This window comes from Streptomyces sp. NPDC037288 (genome assembly GCF_055603265.1).
This window is the reverse complement of record NZ_JBVJVY010000052.1, coordinates 23794-42097: the sequence shown is the minus strand read 5'-3', so window position 1 is coordinate 42097 and position 18304 is coordinate 23794. Positions and strand designations below refer to the sequence as shown.

Here is an 18304-nt window from a genome sequence, read left to right as displayed (position 1 = left end):
CACGACGTGCACACGCCCCGCAAAACACCGACGACGAAGCAGCGAACGAAGAAGTCAACGACCCCACGACCCCGCCGCACAGGTTAAAGATCAAGCTAGGGCAGGCGGGTGCCGAAACCGCCTTCTCCTGGCACAACCACGCTCGCGCAACCTACCGGTGGCAACGTCTTCCCTCTGCGAAGCAACGGAAGGAATCCGATCCCCTGGCGCACCCCTTCCTGGCCACCGAGCCGATCCTTCGCGACATGGTCCGTACGTTGGTGGACGGCACTGTGGGGCAAGCCTCCGCAGTCGTCGAGTCGGCCAAGGACTTCGGATTCACTCCGGAGTTGGCGGCCAAGGTACAGCAGCAGGGGTTCAATCTAGGCGGCGAATTCCGTCGGCACACCACCAGTCGACTGCTCGTACGCATCGCACGCGACCCCGGCGGATTCGCCCAGGACGGATAGACGGGGAACTGGGGCCGCGTGGGCCGACCGAGCCAGCCGGAAGAACGTACGCAAGCGGTGTCTGTGCAGTGAGGGCTCTTTCGGGAGCAGGCGCAGCAGATAGTCGACCTCTCGTGTGCCGCCATGAGCGGCGGATTTCCGTTTGAGGCCTTTCTGTACGCCCGCTTGGCCCTGGGGGCGTCGGCCGCGCGACGGGCACGCACCAGACCGAGCCCGGCGGCGGGCACAAGCGGAGAGCACGACTTACTGGCGGATCTCCTGCCTCTCCCCGTCGGCCAACTGCCAGCCCGCTACGGCAACCAGGACAGCTTGTCGGCGGTTAGCTTGGCCCGCCTGCCCCGTCGCCCTGCACCAGGTGCTGCGGACGGCTGACTGCGCTGTCAGCGCCGACTTCCAGGCCGTCCGTCGCTTTCGGCCTCATGTGTTCATCCCTGCCAGCTTGGGTCAGCGGACGAAGGAGATCTCGGGGTAGTCTCCGCTGGGCCCGTCCAGCACAGGACGACGCTGGTGAAGCAGCGTCCGGTCGAAGAAAGCGGCAAGGTAGACGCGCTGGATCCTGATCGCACGGGTGGGGTCGATCGTGCCGAACAACTGCTGGAGCGTGGTCTGGGACCAGCCGACCAGGGGCGCGTACTGCGGGGCCAGCACCGCGTTGTCGTAGAAAGTCAGGTGGGTGGCACCGTGGAGCTGGAGGTCGACCCGGTATCCCTTCAGGTGCGACCACAACGTGCGCCACGACCCGTCATTGTTGCGGTTGTGGGTGCCCGAGCTGAACAGCATGAAAGGGCGGCCAAGATCCTTGCTCGGCGCCGAGCCGAAGAACTGGCCGTCCAGGTCGGCGCCAGCGTCGATCCGGTGGTCGAGTTGCATGGCGGTGTCGACCGCGCCGCCGCCCAGCGAGAAGCCGAACATCCCGATGCGGGATGTGTCCACGGCGTGCGACAGCCCGGTGGGAAGCTTGGCGTGGCCGGCGTCCGGGTCGCCTCCCTTGGCGATGGTGCCGAGCTGGTTGATGACGAAGCGGATGTCGGCGGCGCGCACCTTGAGCGTATCCGAGGAGTGCGCGCCCGCCGGCATGGTGTTGACCTCGAGCCGGCCGCCGGGGAACTGCACCTCGTTGGCGTCATGCGTGTGATCGACGGTGACGACGAGGTAACCCCGGCTGGCAAGATCCTGGACGAGAGCAGTGCCCATCGCACGGTCCGAGTGCAGCCCGGTCGAGTACAGCAGCACGGGCAGCTTGCCGTGCCTGGTGTCGACCGGGGCAAGCACATGGCCAGCGGTTCGCGGCACGGTTACCTGCTGCGGCGTCAGGCCAAGCGATGTGCTGAGGAAGTGGGCCCCCGCCACCGACGACATCCACGGCGCCTGATAGTGCCCGGACGGGGAGGAGGTCGGGTACCACAACGACACCATCAACTCGCGTACACGATTGCCTGGAACGTACGGGTCCGTACGAGACTTGTCGACGAGGTGCAGGCCGACCATGCCCACCGCGGAACGCCCGGTCGGCGCGGGAAGATTGAGCTGCAGGGGCGAAGGATCAGCCTTGCTGCGCGGAACGGCCTGGGGGACGGCCTTGCGGTGGACACGGACATCATCGTTCTCAGGCGCCCAGGGCGCGTACCCGTTGGACTCGGCTGTTGTCGCGGTTACGGAAGGCTTCTCGGCGGCTGTTGCCGGCGCCACCCCTGCGCCCAACACGATGGCCAGCGCGCCCGCCGCACCGATCGCTCTGGCTATCGCTCTATGGCGGTCGCGGGGTCGACGTTGCTGCATGGGATCCCCCTGAGAAGGTCAGCGTTCGTGGAACCGTAGATCATTTTTCGGCACACCGTACACGGCTTCTGCCTTGCTCGACCCTCCAGAGGCACCGCAAGCACCGAAGTGCATTCAGGCGATCACCACACCACGCCATCGGTGAACTGCTGATGCAAACGACTTCGTCACCAAGAGCGTGTCCTGCGTGGTGAGGAGGACAGGTAGTTGCGGGGATCACGGTCGTGGCGGTGGGGTGGCCGGCGGCAACCGACGAGCCACCAGGTTGGGGACGTCGTAGGCCTTGTGTGCGTGGAGCCGCGTGGGCCTGGAGAGGGGGTGTACGCGTGCGGTGTTTGATGTGGATGTGGGCCGGCATCGGCTTCAGTGCGAGGCTGTCGTGGATGTTGGCGGCCGAGAGGGCGACACCGAGGGGCAGCCCGGCTGCATCGGACAAGATGTGCTTGTTGGAGCCTGGCTTACCTCGGTCCACGATGCTCGGACTTGCAAGTTCGCGAGGGTCAGGCCGGTGCTGGAGGCGCTTGAGTCGGGTGTGTATGGGGGCTTCGAGTCGGTCGAGGGTGACCACGGCGAGGTCGGCCAGACCGTGTTTACCGGATAGATCACGAAGTCGCACTGGAGTACTGGCAGGTCCGACGGCGGGTGGGTCGCTCTTGGTTGCGACGGGCTGCAGCAGGGCGGTCATGACGGCCGCGTTGCCCTGTGCGCCGGAGTGAGGCTCGAGCTTGCGCGCTGGTCAGGTGCATGGGTCACCAGAAGTGGCAGCCAGATCCGGTGGTTGTCCCGCTGGGTGCCCAGCGTGGCCCTGACGTCGGAGAACGCGCCGTGGTTCCGGTTCCCCCTGGCGGGGGACTGCGACCACGGCGTCCATGCTCTCGTCTGGCCGCACGGGCGGCCGGTTCGGTCCCGGACCCTGAGGTCAGGCCGTGGCCTCGACCAGTCGCTTCATGCCGGGCTGGTCGGTCACGCAGCCCACCAGGCCGAGCGCCCGGGCCAGCGCCAGGTCTCGCTCGTCGTTGACGGTCCAGGCCATGACGTCGATGCCGGCGGCGCCGCACTTGTCCACGATGGCCTGGTTCAGCTGGCACAGCTCCACGCTGACCAGGGTGGAACCGACCTTCTGAGCGCGGCCGACGAAGGTGTCGCGGTGCGCGCTGGGGCCTGCCACCAGCACGGTGCGGGCCTGCGGCAGCAGTCGGTGGATCTCGATCAGGGCCACGTCGTGGAACGACAGCACCGAGACCCGGTCCAGCAGGTCGCGGTCGGCGAGCACCTTGGCCAGCAACCGGGCGGCGGCCACGTCCTTGATCTCCGCCTGGATCGGCAGCGTCGGCCCGACAGCGTCCAGTACCTCCCCGAACGTGGGGATCCGCTCGCCGAGGCCGGCGTCGAGCTTCTTGAGCTCCCGCAACTCCTGGTCGGCGATCGGACCGGAGCCGTCCGTCGTGCGGTCCAGGGTCTCGTCGTGCATGACGACCAGCTCCCCGTCCTTGCTCAGGTGCAGGTCCAGTTCGATGCCGTCCAGCCCCTCGCGTTCGGCCCGCAGGAAGGAGCGCAGGGTGTTCTCGGGCTCGGCGGCCATGACACCGCGGTGGCCGATGGTGAAGAAAGACACTTGGTTGCCGTCCTAAGGTGGTGTGCTGGTCCGGGGCAGCCACACGAGCACCGTACCCCCGCCAGCCGGCCGGCGGGCGACCGACCGTCGGAGCACCCGAGCCCAATGGGTCCATCCGGCCGCGCACTCGGCCCACCTGGACCGCGCCGAAGCGCGCCCCAAGGGGGACGGGTGCATTGGGCCTCGCTCGAAAGGAGCAGTGGCCATACGCAGACGGTGCAGTTGTGACTGAGCACCGTTGATGGTTCTGACCGGTCTTCTGTGATGAGTACGCCCGGCAGGGGACCCGATCGATGCCGATGTGGAGCGGCATATCGTGTGCAGGAAAGGGGCATCTCAATCACGGGGACGGACATGACAACAGGTGACCAAGAGGCGGAGATGCGGGTTGCGGCCGATCCCGATCCGGCGTCGCCTGCGGATCTGGTGCGGCGCATCGAGCACATCGCACTGGCTCAAGGTTTCGACTTGGGCGAGGTGCGGACTCGCTCGGGATGGGACGCCGGCGCCGAGGTGAGCACCGATCGGGGAACGGTCGTTGTGTCCCCTTGCGCGGAGGATTCCTTCTGCATACGGATCCTCCGCCACCGTGGCTTCGCGTCCTCGGAGGGGTGGACGAACGACCTTGTCGCTGCGGTGGGGGCCGCGAATCTGTGGCACCAGGGTGGCAGTCTGCGGGAGCTGCGCGACCGCTTTCCGTTCATGAGCTGGAGCGAGCTGGCGCAAGCGTTCGAGGATGGTGACCCTGCTCCGGCGAAGTGGCGTGAGCTGCTTTCCAGCGAGTGGCACCTGCGTGATCGACCGTTCCTTGTGGCGGCCCACGCACACTCTCAACTGCGGAGGTTCTGGCCAGACATCAGCCACAGGAGTCTGATGCTGTGCCGGACGCCATTCGACTTGGAATCGGGCCTTGTGAAGATCTGGCCTCTGGAGGTCGGCCGCTATCGAGTGACCATGTATCCGGGTGAGTTCTGGCGTGAGGTGTCCTCGCTGAGTGAGGCACTTGAGGTCGCCGCTGCCTGTTTCGCTTCCGTTCCGGATTCCTAGCCACCCGACGCGCAGGCGGAGTATGCAGGCCGAAACGTTCGAAGAGTTCTCTTCCCTGGGCTGAAGCTCGCTGTGCGGCAGCTGACGGTGGTTGAAGGAGCCTTGATAGTCGATGCCGCCGCTTGCGCGCCGGCCGGGACGTGTCCGCAGTGCGACCACCCTGGCGTGCGCGTTCACAGCCGTCACTGGCGGCACATAGCCGGGTCGCCCCTCGCCGGCCGGAAGATGGTTGTGCGTCTCCGCGTGCGTCGCTGCTTCTGCGATCAGGGTCGGTGCAGGCGTCGTACATTCGTCGAACAGGCGGCGGGTCTGACCAAGCCACGACTCCGTTCTTCGACCGCGGCGCGGTCAGCCATGAGGACAGTCGCGGTGGAGCTTGGAGGACCGTCCGGGTCAACGCCTCTGCACGAAGTTGCGACTCCATGGCCGACGCACTGCACTGCTGGGCAGCTCAAAGCACCACCTGTGTCAGCCAGGGCACCGCGGATACTCGGCATCGACGAGTTCGCCTTCCGCAAGGGCCGGACCTACGGCAGCGTCCTCGTCGACATTGAGACCTTCAGGCAGGAGCACCCGGCGCCGAAATCGTCTGCCGAGACCGCCTGATGGCATTCACCAAGGCCACTAGGCAGGCCGCCCCGGACGCGCTGGAGCTGGCAGATCGCTGGCCACCTTCTCCAGAACCTCTCGACGGCTGTGGAGAAGACTTGCCGTGCGGAGGTCAACGAACTCGCCGCCACCGGCCTGTCGCTGAACGCCATCGGCCGCCGCCTGCAGTTGGACCGCAAGACGGTCCGACGCTACCGGAACAAGGAACTGGCAGGGCTTCTCGCCTCGGCGCAGGACCGCGGGCACGGTGTCCTCGACCCGTTCACCGAGCACATGCAGCACCGCTTCCGGGCTGGCTGCACCAGCTCGATGCAGCTCTGTCGCGAGTTGCTCGCCCTCGGCTACACCGGCGGATACCACGTAGTGAATCGCTACGTGATGGCCATCCGGAAGGGCATCGCGGTCCCTGCCCGCTCGGTGACTCCGCGTCTTCGCGACATCACCTCATGGATCATGCGCCCCCAGGAGATACTCAACCCCGCCGACGTTGCCCAGCTCGACGCTGTGCGGAATGCCTGCCCGGAGATTGCCCTGGCCTGTGACCTCGCGCGGGAGTTCACCGACATGCTTCGCCATCGCCGCGGCCACCTACTCCGGGGCTGGATTCAGAAGGCCGAGCTGGGCGGCCCGGAGGCCATCGACACCTTCGCCGACTCCATCCGCCAAGACCTCCACGCCGTCACCGCCGGTCTCACCCTCCCCTACAGCTCCGGCATAGTCGAAGGCCACGTCAACAGAATTAGAACGATCAAGCGGCAAATGTACGGTCGAGCCTCATTCGCTCTGCTCAGAGCCCGCGTCCTCCTTCAGCCGTAGGCATCACGGAAGACCGGTCAGACCCCCGTAGATGGCCCGGCTGGCCAACTGAACGCTCAGTTCCGTGTGGGAGGGAACGCCCGTCGCAGCGCCGCCCGTCAGCCTTCCCGGTGCGGCGATGGGAAAGGCGGTGGAGTCGTCCTGGCGCTCACCGTCCAGGGTGACGACGGCCGTGTCCGGGGTCAGGTAGCCGCCGCTCCATTCCACAAGGTCTCTTCCGGGTCGTACACGAAAGCCTCGACGGGAAGAGTGAAGAGCACCTCCGCGCCGGGGTGGCGGTGGAAGGCGACGTCCCCCTGCCCATGGTCGACGGTCATGAACTGTTGGTCCTTCGGCACTTTCGTGAACGATCACGGAGGTGGGTAGCCCTTCACGGTGGGGGATCGTACGCCTGAACCGCTGAAACTCCGGTTTCCGTCTCTGACCGGTGTCGTGATCGAGAAGGTCGCACGGCAGGGCCGTGTGGTGCGGTCTTTGTGACATCGCAGCGGTCTCGGCGCACCTTGCCGAGTCTCACGGCCTCGCACGACCTGGTGTGTAGTACTGGCAGGGCCAGCTATGCCCTTGGTGATCGACTGGGTGACGAGCAGACTTAGGGCATGGGTAAAAACGACTTGGGCGACTTCCTGCGGGCCCGCCGTGCTGGACTCACGCCGGATGAGGTCGGTCTGCCGGTCGAGTTCGGCGCCGGTCGCCGGGTCGCCGGTCTGCGGCGCGGGGAGGTCGCGCAGCTGGCCGGGGTGAGTATCGAGTACTACACCCGTCTGGAACAAGGCCGCGCCCGGCAGCCGTCCGAACAGGTACTGCATGCCCTCTGCGACGCGCTGCGGTTCGATGACATCGAGCGGCGGCACCTGTTCGCCCTCGCGGGCACCACAGCCGGGCACAAGGACCGGGCCGAGCACTCGTCACGGCTACGACCGGCGCTGCGACAGGTGCTGGAGGCGATGGATCTGGCTCTGACTTCTGCTTTTGTCACCGACCGGAACCTCACTGTCGTCGGCGGGAACACGTTGTGGTCGTTGCTGTTTCCCGATGTGGCCGAGCTGCCGCGCCGGGAACGCAGCATGGCGCGCTGGACGCTGCTGGATCCCCGTGCTCGCCTGGTGTGGTGCGACTGGGAACGTGTCGCCCGCGACTACGTGCACGGGTTGCGGCTGGCCGCCGCCGCCCAGCCGCGAAACCAGCGCATCGCCAACCTGATCGGTGAGCTGATGATGCGCTCACCCGAGTTCCCGGCGTGGTGGTCGGAACACCGCGTCCAGGAACGCAGCACCGGCCTCAAACGCCTCCACCACCCTGTCGCCGGTGACCTGGAACTGCAGTACGAGATCTTCACCTCGGTCGCCGACCCGGGCCAATCGCTCGTCGTCTACTGCGCGCCGTCCGGCTCGCCATCTCAGGAGCGCCTGCGACTGCTGGCCAGCTGGGGCAGCGAAGCCGCCACCGCGACTCCCCGGGACACCGCCGCCGAGTCCTGACCACCGCCCGAACCGGGCCGATCCAGCACCAACACCACCCAGACACGACGCCGCCGTCCCCGCGGGGTCGATGCCGCCGTGCCCACGCACGTCCCGCGGCCTGGCACTCATCCACGAAAGGACACCCGTAGTGAGCAAGACATTCCTGATCACCGGCGTCAGCACCGGCCTCGGACTGGCCATCGCCCGGCGAGCCCTGGCGGCCGGGCACCGGGTCGCGGGCACCGTACGCACCGAGCAGCACGCGGCCGCCTTCCAGGCACTGGACCCCGACCGCGCCCGGGCCTTCATCCTCGACCTGTCCGACGCGGACCGGATCGACCCCACGGTGCGGGCCGCTGAAGCGGAACTTGGCCCGATCGAAGTGCTCGTGGCCAACGCCGGCTACGGGCTCGAAGGCACCTTCGAAGAGTCATCGATGGCCGATCTGCGCCGCCAGTTCGAGGTCAACGTATTCGGTACGGTAGCGACCGTGAAAGCGGTCCTGCCCGGCATGCGGGAACGGCGCGGCGGCCACATCTTCGTCATCACCTCGATGGGCGGGCACACCACCTTCCCCGGACTGGCGTTCTACGAAGGCAGCAAACACGCCCTGGAAGGCATCACCGACACCCTCGCCCAAGAGGTCACCCAGTTCGGCGTGCGGGTCACCGCCGTAGCTCCCGGCGCCTTCAAAACCGACTGGGCAGGTAGGTCACTGGTCCGCGCACCACGCAGCATCGCCGACTACGACGCACTGTTCGACCCGATCCGGACCCGCCGCCAGGCCCTCGCGGGTCAGGGCATCGGTGACCCCGATCGCGCGGGCGACGCCATCCTCACCCTCCTGGACGTGGAGAAGCCTCCCGTGCATATCCTGCTCGGCTCGGACGCGCTGCGCCTGGTCGCCGCCGGGCGCCAGCGCGTCCAGGACGACTTCGACGCCTGGGAGGAACTCAGCCGCTCCACCGACTCCACCGAAGGCGGAGTAACAGTCGCCTGACACTGGACAATTCATCAGGACAGCGGCCGGTAACGGCGCTGTGGCTACCGACCCATCCGGAGACAGCGACAGCGCCACATCCGACACATGACGCCATCCGTAGCCATTCGCCAAGTCGATGTCCCTCAGGACGTCGGAGGATTCGGGGATGAGGCAGAAGTCCCCGGCCAGGCGGGTGGGTTCGGCGATGTGCGTGCACCGCTCGCATAGGTGCTTGAGCCGGTCCCGGGCTTACTCGCTGCGGCCGTCCAGGGAAAGCGCACAGCCAGGCCGGTGGCCGTGGCGCACGTCGGAGTGCGACTCGAAGGCAGCACGGGCATCGCCCCGGCCGGTACGTCGCACAACGCCGGCGCGAGCTCGACACCCAGCGCGCCGGCCGGACGGGCACCGGGTGGTCGCCGGCTGAGTGTTCACCAGTAGGCGCGGTCGTCCCAGGACCGGAAGTCCGCGAACTCGACGGGGTCGTCGTCCTCGTCCAGGGTGGCGAACCCATGGCTGACCAGCGTTCCGCGCTGCCAGTCGAGGAGGGTGTCGATCAGGCCGCCCTCCAGCGGCGGCCCCTGGTCCGCGTGGCGGGGCCAGACGATCAGCGGCCAGGTGTCGGGATCCCCGCCCTCGGTGAGCCAGCCGAGGTAGTCGCCGTCGATGGAGTTGGCGAAGGGGAGGAAGCCGCCGGGCTCTGGCCAGACGGCCAGCGGGTACCACTCCGCGTGGCCGTCCTTGAGCTGCCGGTAGGCGTCTACGGTGTCCTCGACGTGCGTGAGGAAACGCCGTTCGCCGGTCCGGAGCGGGGTGTGGAAACGCAGCCAACCGCTCCAGATGCCGGCGCCGTACTCGTCCATCAGCCGCACGTATTCACCGGGCAGCCGTGTGCCCAGCTCGGCGAACAGCCCCTCCCAGGAGCCGTCGCCGAGGTACGGCCGCCCTGGTCGCGGCGACAGCAGCCGCAGCGCGTCCAGCCCGGTGCCCGTCTCCAGCGCGACCCGGCGCTCGGCCTCGGTGAGCCGGGGCGGGACCGGCGCGGGCGGGGTCCACGGCTCGGCGTCGGGAAGGAAGGCGGTCCGTGCGACGGTGCCCGGCAGCGGGCCCAGCAGCGGGCCGGGAGGGGAAGGGAGCTCCCAGGTGTCGCGGACGGTGTGCCGCAGATAGTCGGTGAGCGTCAGGTCGTACCGGTGCCAGCGGAGCAGGCCACTGCCCGGCACCGTCCCCGAGTGCCGCACCACCACGGTCCACTCGTCCGGGTCGTCGGAGGCCGAGGTGTCCCAGAACAGTACGTCGCTGCCCCGTGTGCAGCCCCAGGCCAACAGGCCGCCGGGCTCGGGGTGGAGCACGGGCCGCTCGGCCTCGGGCAGCTCCCGTGCCTCGATCCGCGCCTCCCGGTGCGTCGCGCGCAGCCACTCGCCGTAGTCGAAGCGGTCCCGCTGGACGCACGGCACGTGGATCCACAAGTACTCACCGAAGTCCAGCGGCCCGTACCGGTCGGCGAGCCGCTTGTAGTCGGCCGGCAGCCGCAGTCCGAGCCAGTCCTCGACGGCCGCCCAGCCGATGGGGACGGGGGAGGGCGGGCGCTCCGCGGAGGGGGTGAACGTGGTTATGTCCGATGTCAATTGACGTCCTTCCAGGGTGCGCCATGTACTCGGCTGATTCTTCCGTCTTGTGACTGAGCATTCCACTTGGCGCATGGAGCGCTTGGGTTGGCGCAGTCCTTGGGCATGGTCCGCGCAGCACGTTAGCCTGCGAGGAGTGGAGAGCATTCCCGGAGCGGTTTCATGGACATCACATGGCGTCGGATCGAGGAGCAGGACTTCCCTCTGCTGCGCATGTGGCTCCAGCAACCCCATGTGAGGCGTTGGTGGAATCACGAGACCACAGCGGAAGCGGTGGCACGCGACTTCGGTCCCGCTGCCCGAGGCGAGGAGCCCTCGGAGGACCTCCTCGTCTTCCTCGAAGGTCGACCGGTCGGTCTCGTACAGCGTTCACGCCTGCACGACTACCCCGAGTACCTGGCCGAGCTGGCGGCCATCGTCCCTGTACCTGAAGGCACGGTGACCATCGACTACCTGATCGGCGATCCCCGCCAGACCGGCCAGGGCATCGGGACGGCGATGATCCACTCCGTCATCGCGCGAACCTGGGCCGAACACCCGACCGTCCCGTGCGTTCTCGTCCCGGTGGTGGCAGCCAATCGCCCTTCGTGGCGGGCGCTCGAGCGAGCAGGGCTCAGCCGGGTCGGGACCGGAAACCTGGAGCCGGACAACCCGGTCGATGACCAGACCCACTACCTCTACCGCGTCGACCGGCCGCGGACCGGCGACTGACGGTCTCGCCCGCCTCAACGACCAGAACGCTCAGCCTCGCAAATCGAGCGCCCGGCCGCCAAGTTGAACGCTCAGTCACAACATCTGTGGCTGGGCGCTCCGGCCGGCATCTCTCGCCAAGTACGGTGCTCAGTTCGGCGAATAGACGGGCGGCGTACCTCGTCACCACGGGCGTTGCGGTGATCCGCCCCGTGAACGGTTCGATGCGAGGCAGGAGAAGCGGTCAGCCAGCGCCGAGCCAGGTCACGACAGCCAGAACGAGTGGGGCAGGACACGCAACCGCAGTCAGCAACAGCCGCCGTCCGGCCGGCGTCGTGCGACGCACCCCGGGCACGAAGGCGAGCGCGGCGAGCAGCGCGGCACCGCCGGCCACGCCCGCCGCGTACTCCGCGAGAAAACCACCGACGGCCGCCCCTTCCGCCGCACCCCACAGTGCGATCATGCCTACCAGGAAAGTCAGCCATGCCATCGACAGGACCGTGGCAGCGCCGAGCAGAGCCGTCAGCAACGTGACCCCTGGACGGGCTGTAGCCGACGGAGTCGGCTTCCACGGGCCGTAGAGCCTCGCGTAGGTCTGAGGATTCATGAGCCGATGGTCGTCGCCAGCCCTCGTGCACTTCATGAGGCGCTCTACTCAACCAAGCGCGTAGACGTACTCACTCTCGGCTGCTGAACTTGGGCTGGCGTGCCAGGAGCAGGACGGGCAGGTCGGGGTCGGCGCCGTTCAGGGCTCCGGCGAGGTGGGCGCGGTGGCCTGCCAGGCCGGAGGACTCGGCGGTGACGTCGTCCACGCCGGCGACCAAGAGGGTGTCGCCTGCGCGTTCGAGCAAAAGCCCCGGACTTCCCTGCCCGGGGCTCCTGCGTGCTTCGTGGAGTCTGGCCGTTGCAATGAGCCTTTTTCAGCATGGCCAGTTATCTGGCGAGGGCGGCGGTGCCCGCAAAGGACAAGGGCCCCGTGCCGCTGAGGGAGGTGTTCGAAGCCTCAACTCATCGGCGAAACAGTCCTGTTGACGTCCGGCCCTGCCGGACTCGACCTGCCTCGTTCTCACTGGTCATCGATGCATCTTCCATGATCGGGAATTGCACCGAACCCCCTGGTATCCGTGCTGGCCGGTGATGGGCTCCGGCAGCATGCTGGTGGGCACGGCAGACTGTGCAGCCGACGCTGACCACGCTCCAGTCGATCCGGCCCTGCACGTCGGCATCAGCTTGCACGGCCCACAGGATTTTCTGCCAAGTGCCGTCCGCCGACCAACGTCGGTGGCGGAAGAGGACGCCGCTGGTGACGGTGCGGTGGTTCTTCCAACGCCTGTACCGCCCCACGCTCTTCGGAAGGTCAGGCTCTGGCCGAGCCCGAGCCCGCTCGGTATCCGAATGATCACCCCGCCCCACAACCGCCAAAACGATGAGCGTCCGGCGCTGGTCACGCGACCCATCGGACAGTGCCTAGGAGTCGCAGCTTCCCGGGACGTAGCTGTAGCCGTCGAGGTAGAGGAGGTTGTCGCCGAGAGCTTGCTCGTAGCCCACTGACCACGTCGATTGGAAGGGACGGGTCCCCTTCACGTAGAAGGTCATGATGTCCCCTTCGGTAACGACATGACCGGAGAAGCCGGTCCTCTCGTTCCGCGCCGCGAACTCGCCTTCGTCGCTGAAGGCATACGTCCAGTGACCGTCCGGTGCGTCGTTCGCGCCACCGCACCAGACGCCCACCACGTCGTCGGGGACGGACCACTGCACCTCGGGCTCGGGCTCGGGCGGTGTGGGGTCGGGTTCCGGTGTGGTCTCTGTCGGCGTGGAGATCACCGGGTCCGGATGCTGGCCCGGGGAATTCGTATCGTTCGATGAGCAGCCACTCATGGTCACAAGGGTCAAGCCCAGCATCAGGGTGCAGAAGAACCGAGAGGCTGGGGCCGGCGCGCAAGGCCGCATGGTCCCCCCTACAGATCGGAAACGCTTGGCGACGAGGCCTTCCGCCGCACGTGGGTGCGGCTCCGTTGCTGAACAACGGTTGTTCGGCAGCGGTCCTCCGTCGCTCTGTACGCTACGAAGAGACGATCGCGAGCACCCCAGTGATTTCCCTGGGTTCAGCCCTGGGCTACGGGGTCGGTCGGCCCCGTGATGCGAGGCGGTACAGGGGGCCGGCCACCGACGCGCCGGGCGTCAGATCTCCCTGCCCAGCTTGCCGATCAGTCCCATGCGGGTGGTGATGCCGAGTTTCACGTAGGCATTGGCCAGGTGGTACTCGATCGTTCTGACACTGAGGACCAGTTCCTGTGCGATCTCGCGGTTCGACATCCCCTGCATGGCGAGTCGGGCAACGGTCAGCTCCTGTGTGGTGAGCCCGGCAGGACGGATACCGCTCTGGGCCGCCGCCGAGCCGCCACAGGCCGTCAATTCGCCTGTGCACCGCTTGAGATACGGCGTGGCCTGCAATTGAAGGAACGTCTTGTGAGCGGTTTGAAGTTCGGCCACCGCCTTCGTGCGTTGGCGGGCGCGGCGCAGAAAGGTGCCGTAGGAGAGACGGAGCAGGGCTTCCTCCCAGCACGGCTCTCCTCCCTCGCAGTACTGCAACCCTTTCCGGAACGCCTGGTCCGCCGCTTCCCGGTTGCCGTGCGCCTCCTCCACCAGGCCCCGGCATCGCGCGGCTGATGCCTGTTCGAGCCATCGGTGTCGCTCGGCCGCACGGTCCTCGTACGGCATCAGCACGGCGAGGGCTTCGTCCTTGCGGCCCAGGCGTGTCAGGGCCTCGCAGAGCAGGGGGCGCCAGGCGACGATCCCGGCCTCTTCGAGACCGTTGCGGTGGACGATCTCCTCGCTCAGAAACGGCATCAGCTCGGCCACCACGCGCTCGTCGTCACCGCGGGCAGCGTGTGCCAGTGCGAGTGCTGTCGCGGCGAACGCACCGTCGTTGACGTCGCCGAGTACCCGCGCGTGGCGCGCGGCGGTCCTGGCGTGTTCCTCGGCGGCCTCGAAGTAGCCCCGGCCGGCGAGAGGGAACGCGGTGACGGCGTGGACGACGGCCAGAATGGAGATCTGGTCGGTGTCCTCGGCCAGGGACACAGCCAGGGTGCCGTGGGCGATGGCCTCGTCCCACAGTCCCGCCCGGTATTCGGCGTCGGTGAGGAAGCCGAGTGCCACGAGAGCCGCATACGGCAGTCCGCCGCGCCGGTGCGAGTCGGAGGCGTCCTTCAGATCCTGGCGGGCCTCCCGCAGTTGACCGTTCCACAACCGCAGCATGCCCCGCGCCAGCAGACCGTCCAGTTGCTCCGGGGTGTCGCGGGGCCCCGCGGGCCGGAGGTGGGCAAGGGAGCGGATGCCCGCGTCGTAGTCGCCGGAGATCGCCAATCCGATGGCGAGCGAGTCACGCAGGAAGGACGACCGCTTCCCCGGTGGGAGGTCGAGCCCGCGACGTGCCCATGCGACGATGCCGGGCGCGTCGCCCTGGATGAGGCACAGCCAGGCCATCTGCTCGGCGGCACTCCGCAGGGTTTCGCATCCCGTGGCCGCGGTGCAGCGCTCCCAACAGGCGGCGAGCCGTATGCGTGCTTCCTCCAGACGGCCCATGGTGAGGGCAAGGTGCCCTAGTACGTACTGCTGTTCCGAATCCGGCGCCATCTCATGGATCATCGGCTCGAGTTCGGCTGCTTGGCTGACGTCGCCGGCGAGCAGGCGGTATTCGGCGGTCCGCATCAACCACCGCTCCCGAAGGTTTCCTTGAGTGGACAGCCGGGCGGCGGAAGCGGAAGCGGATGCGGCTGCCGCCCAGGCGCCCTTCTCCGCCTGCTGTGTGGCGAAGTCGATGAGTTCGTCCGCGAGACCTCCGTCCGGTGCGATGGCGGCGTGTACTCGATGCTGCAGCGCGACATGCTGATCGTCCGAGTGGGCGGCGACCAGGTGGTGCAGGCGGGAGCGTTCGGCCGGGTCGAGCCCGCGATAGACGGCCGCCCGCAGCAACGGATGCGGAAAGGCGACCCCGGGCATGGCACCGGCGGGATCCTCGTCCAGGAGTTCGTGGGTCAGAGCCTCCGCCAGCGCGTCCAGCGGGTCCCCTACCGCACCTACTTGTACGGCGAGGTGCAGGGGGCTGGACATACCGAGGACACTGGCGGCTTCGACCAGGTGGCGTGCGGCGTCGCTGCACCGTGCGAGCCGCGCGGTGACAAGCTGTTCGTATCGGCGTGGAGCCGGCAGGAGAGTGTTGCCACTGAGGACGTCGGTGGGAAACTGCGTCAGAAGTGCCTTGGTGTGCAGCGGGTTTCCGCGTGTGTGATCCTGCAGCCGGGCAATGGCCCAGCGGGGCATGACCGATGGTCCCACAGCGGCGTTGAGCGCGACGACGTCCGCGAGGCCGAGGCCTTCCAGCGTCAACGCGAGCGTGGTGTCTTCGTGGAAGATGCGGTGCAGCCCATGGGGCAGCCGTGGATCATTGGCGTCCCGTGTCACCAGCACGGCCAGAACCCGGTCCATGCGCAGCCGCCGTAGCGCGAAAGTGAGTGCGTGCAGTGAGGGGGTGTCCGCCCAGTGGACGTCGTCGATCAGCAGCACCACCGGGGCCTGGTTCTGGAGCTGTCCCAGGGCGTCGAGGAACAGGGCGCCGACCGCGATCGGGTCCTGCGTGGCGGCGCTGCCCGGCATGCTGAGGTCCGGCGCCCGCAGTGCTTCCGGTGCGTCGGGCAGCTGCGGTACCAGTTGCGCGATGAGTCCATAGGTGAGCTCCATCTCGAGTTCCTCGCCGCTGGCCTTCACCACGCAGCAGCCCGAGGCGACGCCGGCCAGGAAGCGCCGGGCCAGTGAGGTCTTGCCGATCCCGGCGGGCCCGTCGATGAGGACGACCTGGGGCGCGTTACGGGCCGCTGCGTCCAGCCGGTCCTTCAGGCTGCTCAGTTCCCTTTCCCTGCCCAGGAACAGGGACCCAGGTGTCTGCGGCGACAAATCGGCATCTCCTCGCTGGTTCAGCGTGCTGGTGGGCCCCGGCGTCGGCCACCCTCACCCCATCACGCACGGGTCCCGGCGGGAGGTTCTTCACCGCTGGGTGCCTTCACCCGTCCGAGCGACCTTCTCTTGCCTTCATGGCAGATGAGCTGAGAAATCCCTGCCCGCTGCGGGGCGTGATGGGATCAGGCGGTCGGTGCTGTGTGTGGGATGCAGTGCCGGTGATCTCTCCGGCCCCGGCCCGGATGAGGGGCCGGTCAAAAGAAGCCCCGTCGACTTCCTGTTCCTGAACCGGCGTGCCGAGTGCGGACGGTGCCGGGCTTGTCCGCGTGGACGGCCCTGCCCCCGTGTGGACCGGGCCGCGTCGCCGTCCGCCGCGGGACTGCTGGGCTGCGGGTGGCCTGCGCGGGGTGTCAGGGGCGGCAACTATGCTCCCGTCCATGAGCGATGCGGGCAGCGACAACAGCGGCAGACGGGTTGTCGACGGGCGGTTCGAGCTGGAGAAACGGCTCGGCGGTGGCGGTATGGGCTTGGTCTGGCTGGCACGGGATCTGGTGCTGCAGCGGAGCGTGGCCATCAAAGAGGTCCGGCCGCCCGATCCGGACCTCGCCGAGTATGACCCGGAAGCCGCGCGGATGCTTCGAGAGCGGGTACTGCGGGAGGCTCGCGCCCTGGCTCGGGTCGACCATCCCAACGTGGTGACGATCCACCACATCGTGGACGGCGGCGCGGGGGCTTACCCCTGGATCGTCATGGAACTCGTCACCGGAGGTTCCCTGGCCGACCGTCTCACCCGCGGACCGATGGAACCCCGGGAAGCAGCGCTGATCGGACGCGAGGTGCTGGCCGCCCTGCGAGCGGCGCACGAGGTCGGCATCGAGCACCGCGACGTGAAACCGGCCAACGTTCTCCTGCGTCCCGACGGCCGTCCGGTGCTCACTGACTTCGGTATCGCGGCGATCCGCGAGTCGACCGCCCTCACGGTCACCGGGTCGATCATCGGCACCCCCGACTACATGGCACCGGAACGCGTCTCGGGCCACGACGGCGGGCCTTCTTCGGACCTGTGGTCGCTGGGAATGATGCTCTACACCGCTGTGGAGGGTCATCACCCGCTGCGCCGGAACACGACGCTCGCGACGCTCGCCGCCGTCCTGAGCGAAGAGATCCTGCCACCGGTCCGGGCAGGCGCGCTGAAAGACGTCCTGGCCCGGGTCCTCGTCCGCGACCCTGCGGCACGGCCCGGCGCCGCAGAGCTCGAGCGGATGCTGGACGCCGCGTCCCGTGAGGCCCTGACACCCACCTCGTACCCACTGCACCCCCCGCTCGGCGGACCGGCTCCCGTATGCGAGCCGGAGAGGCCTGTCATGCCGGCTCCCGGCCCCGCGCCGGCGATGCCTGCCGCACCGGCCCCCGGCAAAGCGACGGTGGCAAACGGTTTCGGTCCGGCACCCGTGATGTCCCCGGGGCCTTACGACAGCCGCCCCGGTCACACCATGTCACCGGGCCCCGAGGACGCGCGGCCCGGATCCACGACCACAGCGGTACGCCAGAGCCGCCGGCGCTGGATACGGGTGGGCCTGCCCGTGGCGGGAGTGGCGCTCGCCGGAACTCTCATATGGACCCTGCGGCCGGACGGTGGCACCCATGCCTCCGGCTCGTCCGGCCCCTCGCGGTCCGCCGATTCCACCACTCCGGCAGATCCAACGGGTGGATCGGCCCCCGTCTCGGCCTCGCCGGCGGGGACGGAACGGACCGGCAAGACCGACCTGTTGACACCGGCCGGTATCCGCACCGCCGTTGAGGCGCTCAAGACGGAGACCGGCAGGGACCGCTTCGGAGGCCTCACGGTCTACCAGGACTACGTCAGCGCCGATCTGATGGTGAAGGGCAGCGACACCAAGTACGACACGTACACGTACCGTCCCGGGCAGGCCGTCGAGAAGGGCATCATCAGCTCGACGCTGTTCGACGGCGACAAACCCGTCACCCTCGACGGGTTCGACTGGGACGCGGTGCCGGCACTGCTGCGCGAGGGCGAGAAGAAGCTGAACGTCGATCATGTGACCACGCGCTATCTCGTCCTGGAACTGGCGGACAACGACTTCGGCACGCCCGTCGGAATGGCCGTGTACCTCAGCAATGCCTACAACCAGCTCGGCTACCTCCAGGCGGATTCCAAGGGCAAGGTGGTGAGGGTCATGCCCAATGACAAGTGAGGGGCCTTTGCCGCGCACACCGCGGAGGCGCCTCAACGGGACGCGGACGAATCGGTC

Annotated in this window: 14 protein-coding genes and 4 pseudogenes; 9 read left to right on the top strand and 9 right to left on the bottom strand. The window is 68.0% G+C overall.

Features of this window, described 5'->3' with window-relative positions:
- A partial coding sequence (locus tag ACZ7GZ_RS36620; protein ID WP_471031152.1) for a hypothetical protein occupies positions 1 to 449 on the top strand: 449 nt, incomplete at its 5' end.
- 444 nt (positions 450 to 893) lie between these two features.
- On the opposite strand, the gene ACZ7GZ_RS36615 is transcribed toward ACZ7GZ_RS36620, so the two are convergent.
- Positions 894 to 2228 (bottom strand): alpha/beta hydrolase family protein, encoded by a 1335-nt coding sequence (locus tag ACZ7GZ_RS36615; protein WP_471031151.1) that lies wholly within the window; start codon positions 2226 to 2228, stop codon positions 894 to 896.
- A gap of 919 nt (positions 2229 to 3147) precedes the next feature.
- A complete protein-coding gene (locus tag ACZ7GZ_RS36610; protein ID WP_471031148.1) occupies positions 3148 to 3843 on the bottom strand; it encodes a glycerophosphodiester phosphodiesterase in 696 nt (231 codons plus the stop codon).
- Between the two features lie 354 nt (positions 3844 to 4197).
- On the opposite strand from ACZ7GZ_RS36610, the gene ACZ7GZ_RS36605 reads away from it, so the two are divergent.
- The 4 genes and pseudogenes from ACZ7GZ_RS36605 (at position 4198) to ACZ7GZ_RS36590 (ending at position 6315) form a co-directional block, all read left to right on the top strand.
- Complete coding sequence (locus ACZ7GZ_RS36605) at positions 4198 to 4890, top strand: DUF6193 family natural product biosynthesis protein (RefSeq protein WP_471031145.1); 693 nt, start codon at positions 4198 to 4200, stop codon at positions 4888 to 4890.
- A gap of 72 nt (positions 4891 to 4962) precedes the next feature.
- Positions 4963 to 5145 (top strand): annotated as a pseudogene (locus ACZ7GZ_RS36600) (transposase family protein); the annotation flags it as partial.
- Between the two features lie 210 nt (positions 5146 to 5355).
- Complete coding sequence (locus ACZ7GZ_RS36595) at positions 5356 to 5496, top strand: hypothetical protein (RefSeq protein WP_471031157.1); 141 nt, start codon at positions 5356 to 5358, stop codon at positions 5494 to 5496.
- A 90-nt stretch (positions 5497 to 5586) separates the two neighbouring features.
- Complete coding sequence (locus tag ACZ7GZ_RS36590) at positions 5587 to 6315, top strand: ISL3 family transposase (protein WP_471031144.1); 729 nt, start codon at positions 5587 to 5589, stop codon at positions 6313 to 6315.
- A 137-nt stretch (positions 6316 to 6452) separates the two neighbouring features.
- Here the strand turns inward: ACZ7GZ_RS36590 and ACZ7GZ_RS36585 are convergent.
- Positions 6453 to 6650: pseudogene (locus tag ACZ7GZ_RS36585) on the bottom strand (hypothetical protein); the annotation flags it as partial.
- Positions 6651 to 6914: 264 nt separating this feature from the next.
- On the opposite strand from ACZ7GZ_RS36585, the gene ACZ7GZ_RS36580 reads away from it, so the two are divergent.
- Together ACZ7GZ_RS36580 and ACZ7GZ_RS36575 are read left to right on the top strand one after the other, a co-directional pair.
- Complete coding sequence (locus ACZ7GZ_RS36580; RefSeq protein ID WP_471031142.1) at positions 6915 to 7796, top strand: helix-turn-helix transcriptional regulator; 882 nt, start codon at positions 6915 to 6917, stop codon at positions 7794 to 7796.
- Positions 7797 to 7926: 130 nt separating this feature from the next.
- Positions 7927 to 8778, top strand: a complete 852-nt coding sequence (locus ACZ7GZ_RS36575; protein WP_471031140.1) for an oxidoreductase — start codon at positions 7927 to 7929, stop codon at positions 8776 to 8778.
- Between the two features lie 410 nt (positions 8779 to 9188).
- Here ACZ7GZ_RS36575 and ACZ7GZ_RS36570 read toward each other — a convergent pair whose 3' ends face one another.
- Positions 9189 to 10385: an SMI1/KNR4 family protein gene (locus tag ACZ7GZ_RS36570; RefSeq protein ID WP_471031138.1), complete on the bottom strand. Its 1197-nt coding sequence runs from the start codon at positions 10383 to 10385 to the stop codon at positions 9189 to 9191.
- A gap of 162 nt (positions 10386 to 10547) precedes the next feature.
- Between ACZ7GZ_RS36570 and ACZ7GZ_RS36565 the strand changes: the two genes are divergently transcribed.
- The gene (locus tag ACZ7GZ_RS36565; protein ID WP_471031136.1) at positions 10548 to 11096 is read left to right on the top strand and encodes a GNAT family N-acetyltransferase; all 549 of its coding nucleotides are present in this window, start codon (positions 10548 to 10550) and stop codon (positions 11094 to 11096) included.
- A 223-nt stretch (positions 11097 to 11319) separates the two neighbouring features.
- On the opposite strand, the gene ACZ7GZ_RS36560 is transcribed toward ACZ7GZ_RS36565, so the two are convergent.
- The 5 genes and pseudogenes from ACZ7GZ_RS36560 to ACZ7GZ_RS36540 all read right to left on the bottom strand — a co-directional run bounded on the left by ACZ7GZ_RS36560 (position 11320) and on the right by ACZ7GZ_RS36540 (position 16028).
- Positions 11320 to 11604: a hypothetical protein gene (locus ACZ7GZ_RS36560; protein WP_471031134.1), complete on the bottom strand. Its 285-nt coding sequence runs from the start codon at positions 11602 to 11604 to the stop codon at positions 11320 to 11322.
- 154 nt (positions 11605 to 11758) lie between these two features.
- Positions 11759 to 11929, bottom strand: a pseudogene (locus tag ACZ7GZ_RS36555) (metallophosphoesterase); the annotation flags it as partial.
- Positions 11930 to 12104: 175 nt separating this feature from the next.
- Positions 12105 to 12488 (bottom strand): annotated as a pseudogene (locus ACZ7GZ_RS36550) (IS5/IS1182 family transposase); the annotation flags it as partial.
- 54 nt (positions 12489 to 12542) lie between these two features.
- A complete protein-coding gene (locus ACZ7GZ_RS36545; protein WP_471031133.1) occupies positions 12543 to 12899 on the bottom strand; it encodes a hypothetical protein in 357 nt (118 codons plus the stop codon).
- Positions 12900 to 13256: 357 nt separating this feature from the next.
- Positions 13257 to 16028 (bottom strand): helix-turn-helix transcriptional regulator, encoded by a 2772-nt coding sequence (locus tag ACZ7GZ_RS36540; RefSeq protein ID WP_471031132.1) that lies wholly within the window; start codon positions 16026 to 16028, stop codon positions 13257 to 13259.
- A gap of 440 nt (positions 16029 to 16468) precedes the next feature.
- On the opposite strand from ACZ7GZ_RS36540, the gene ACZ7GZ_RS36535 reads away from it, so the two are divergent.
- Positions 16469 to 18247: a serine/threonine-protein kinase gene (locus tag ACZ7GZ_RS36535; protein ID WP_471031130.1), complete on the top strand. Its 1779-nt coding sequence runs from the start codon at positions 16469 to 16471 to the stop codon at positions 18245 to 18247.
- The last annotated feature ends 57 nt before the right edge of the window (positions 18248 to 18304 follow it).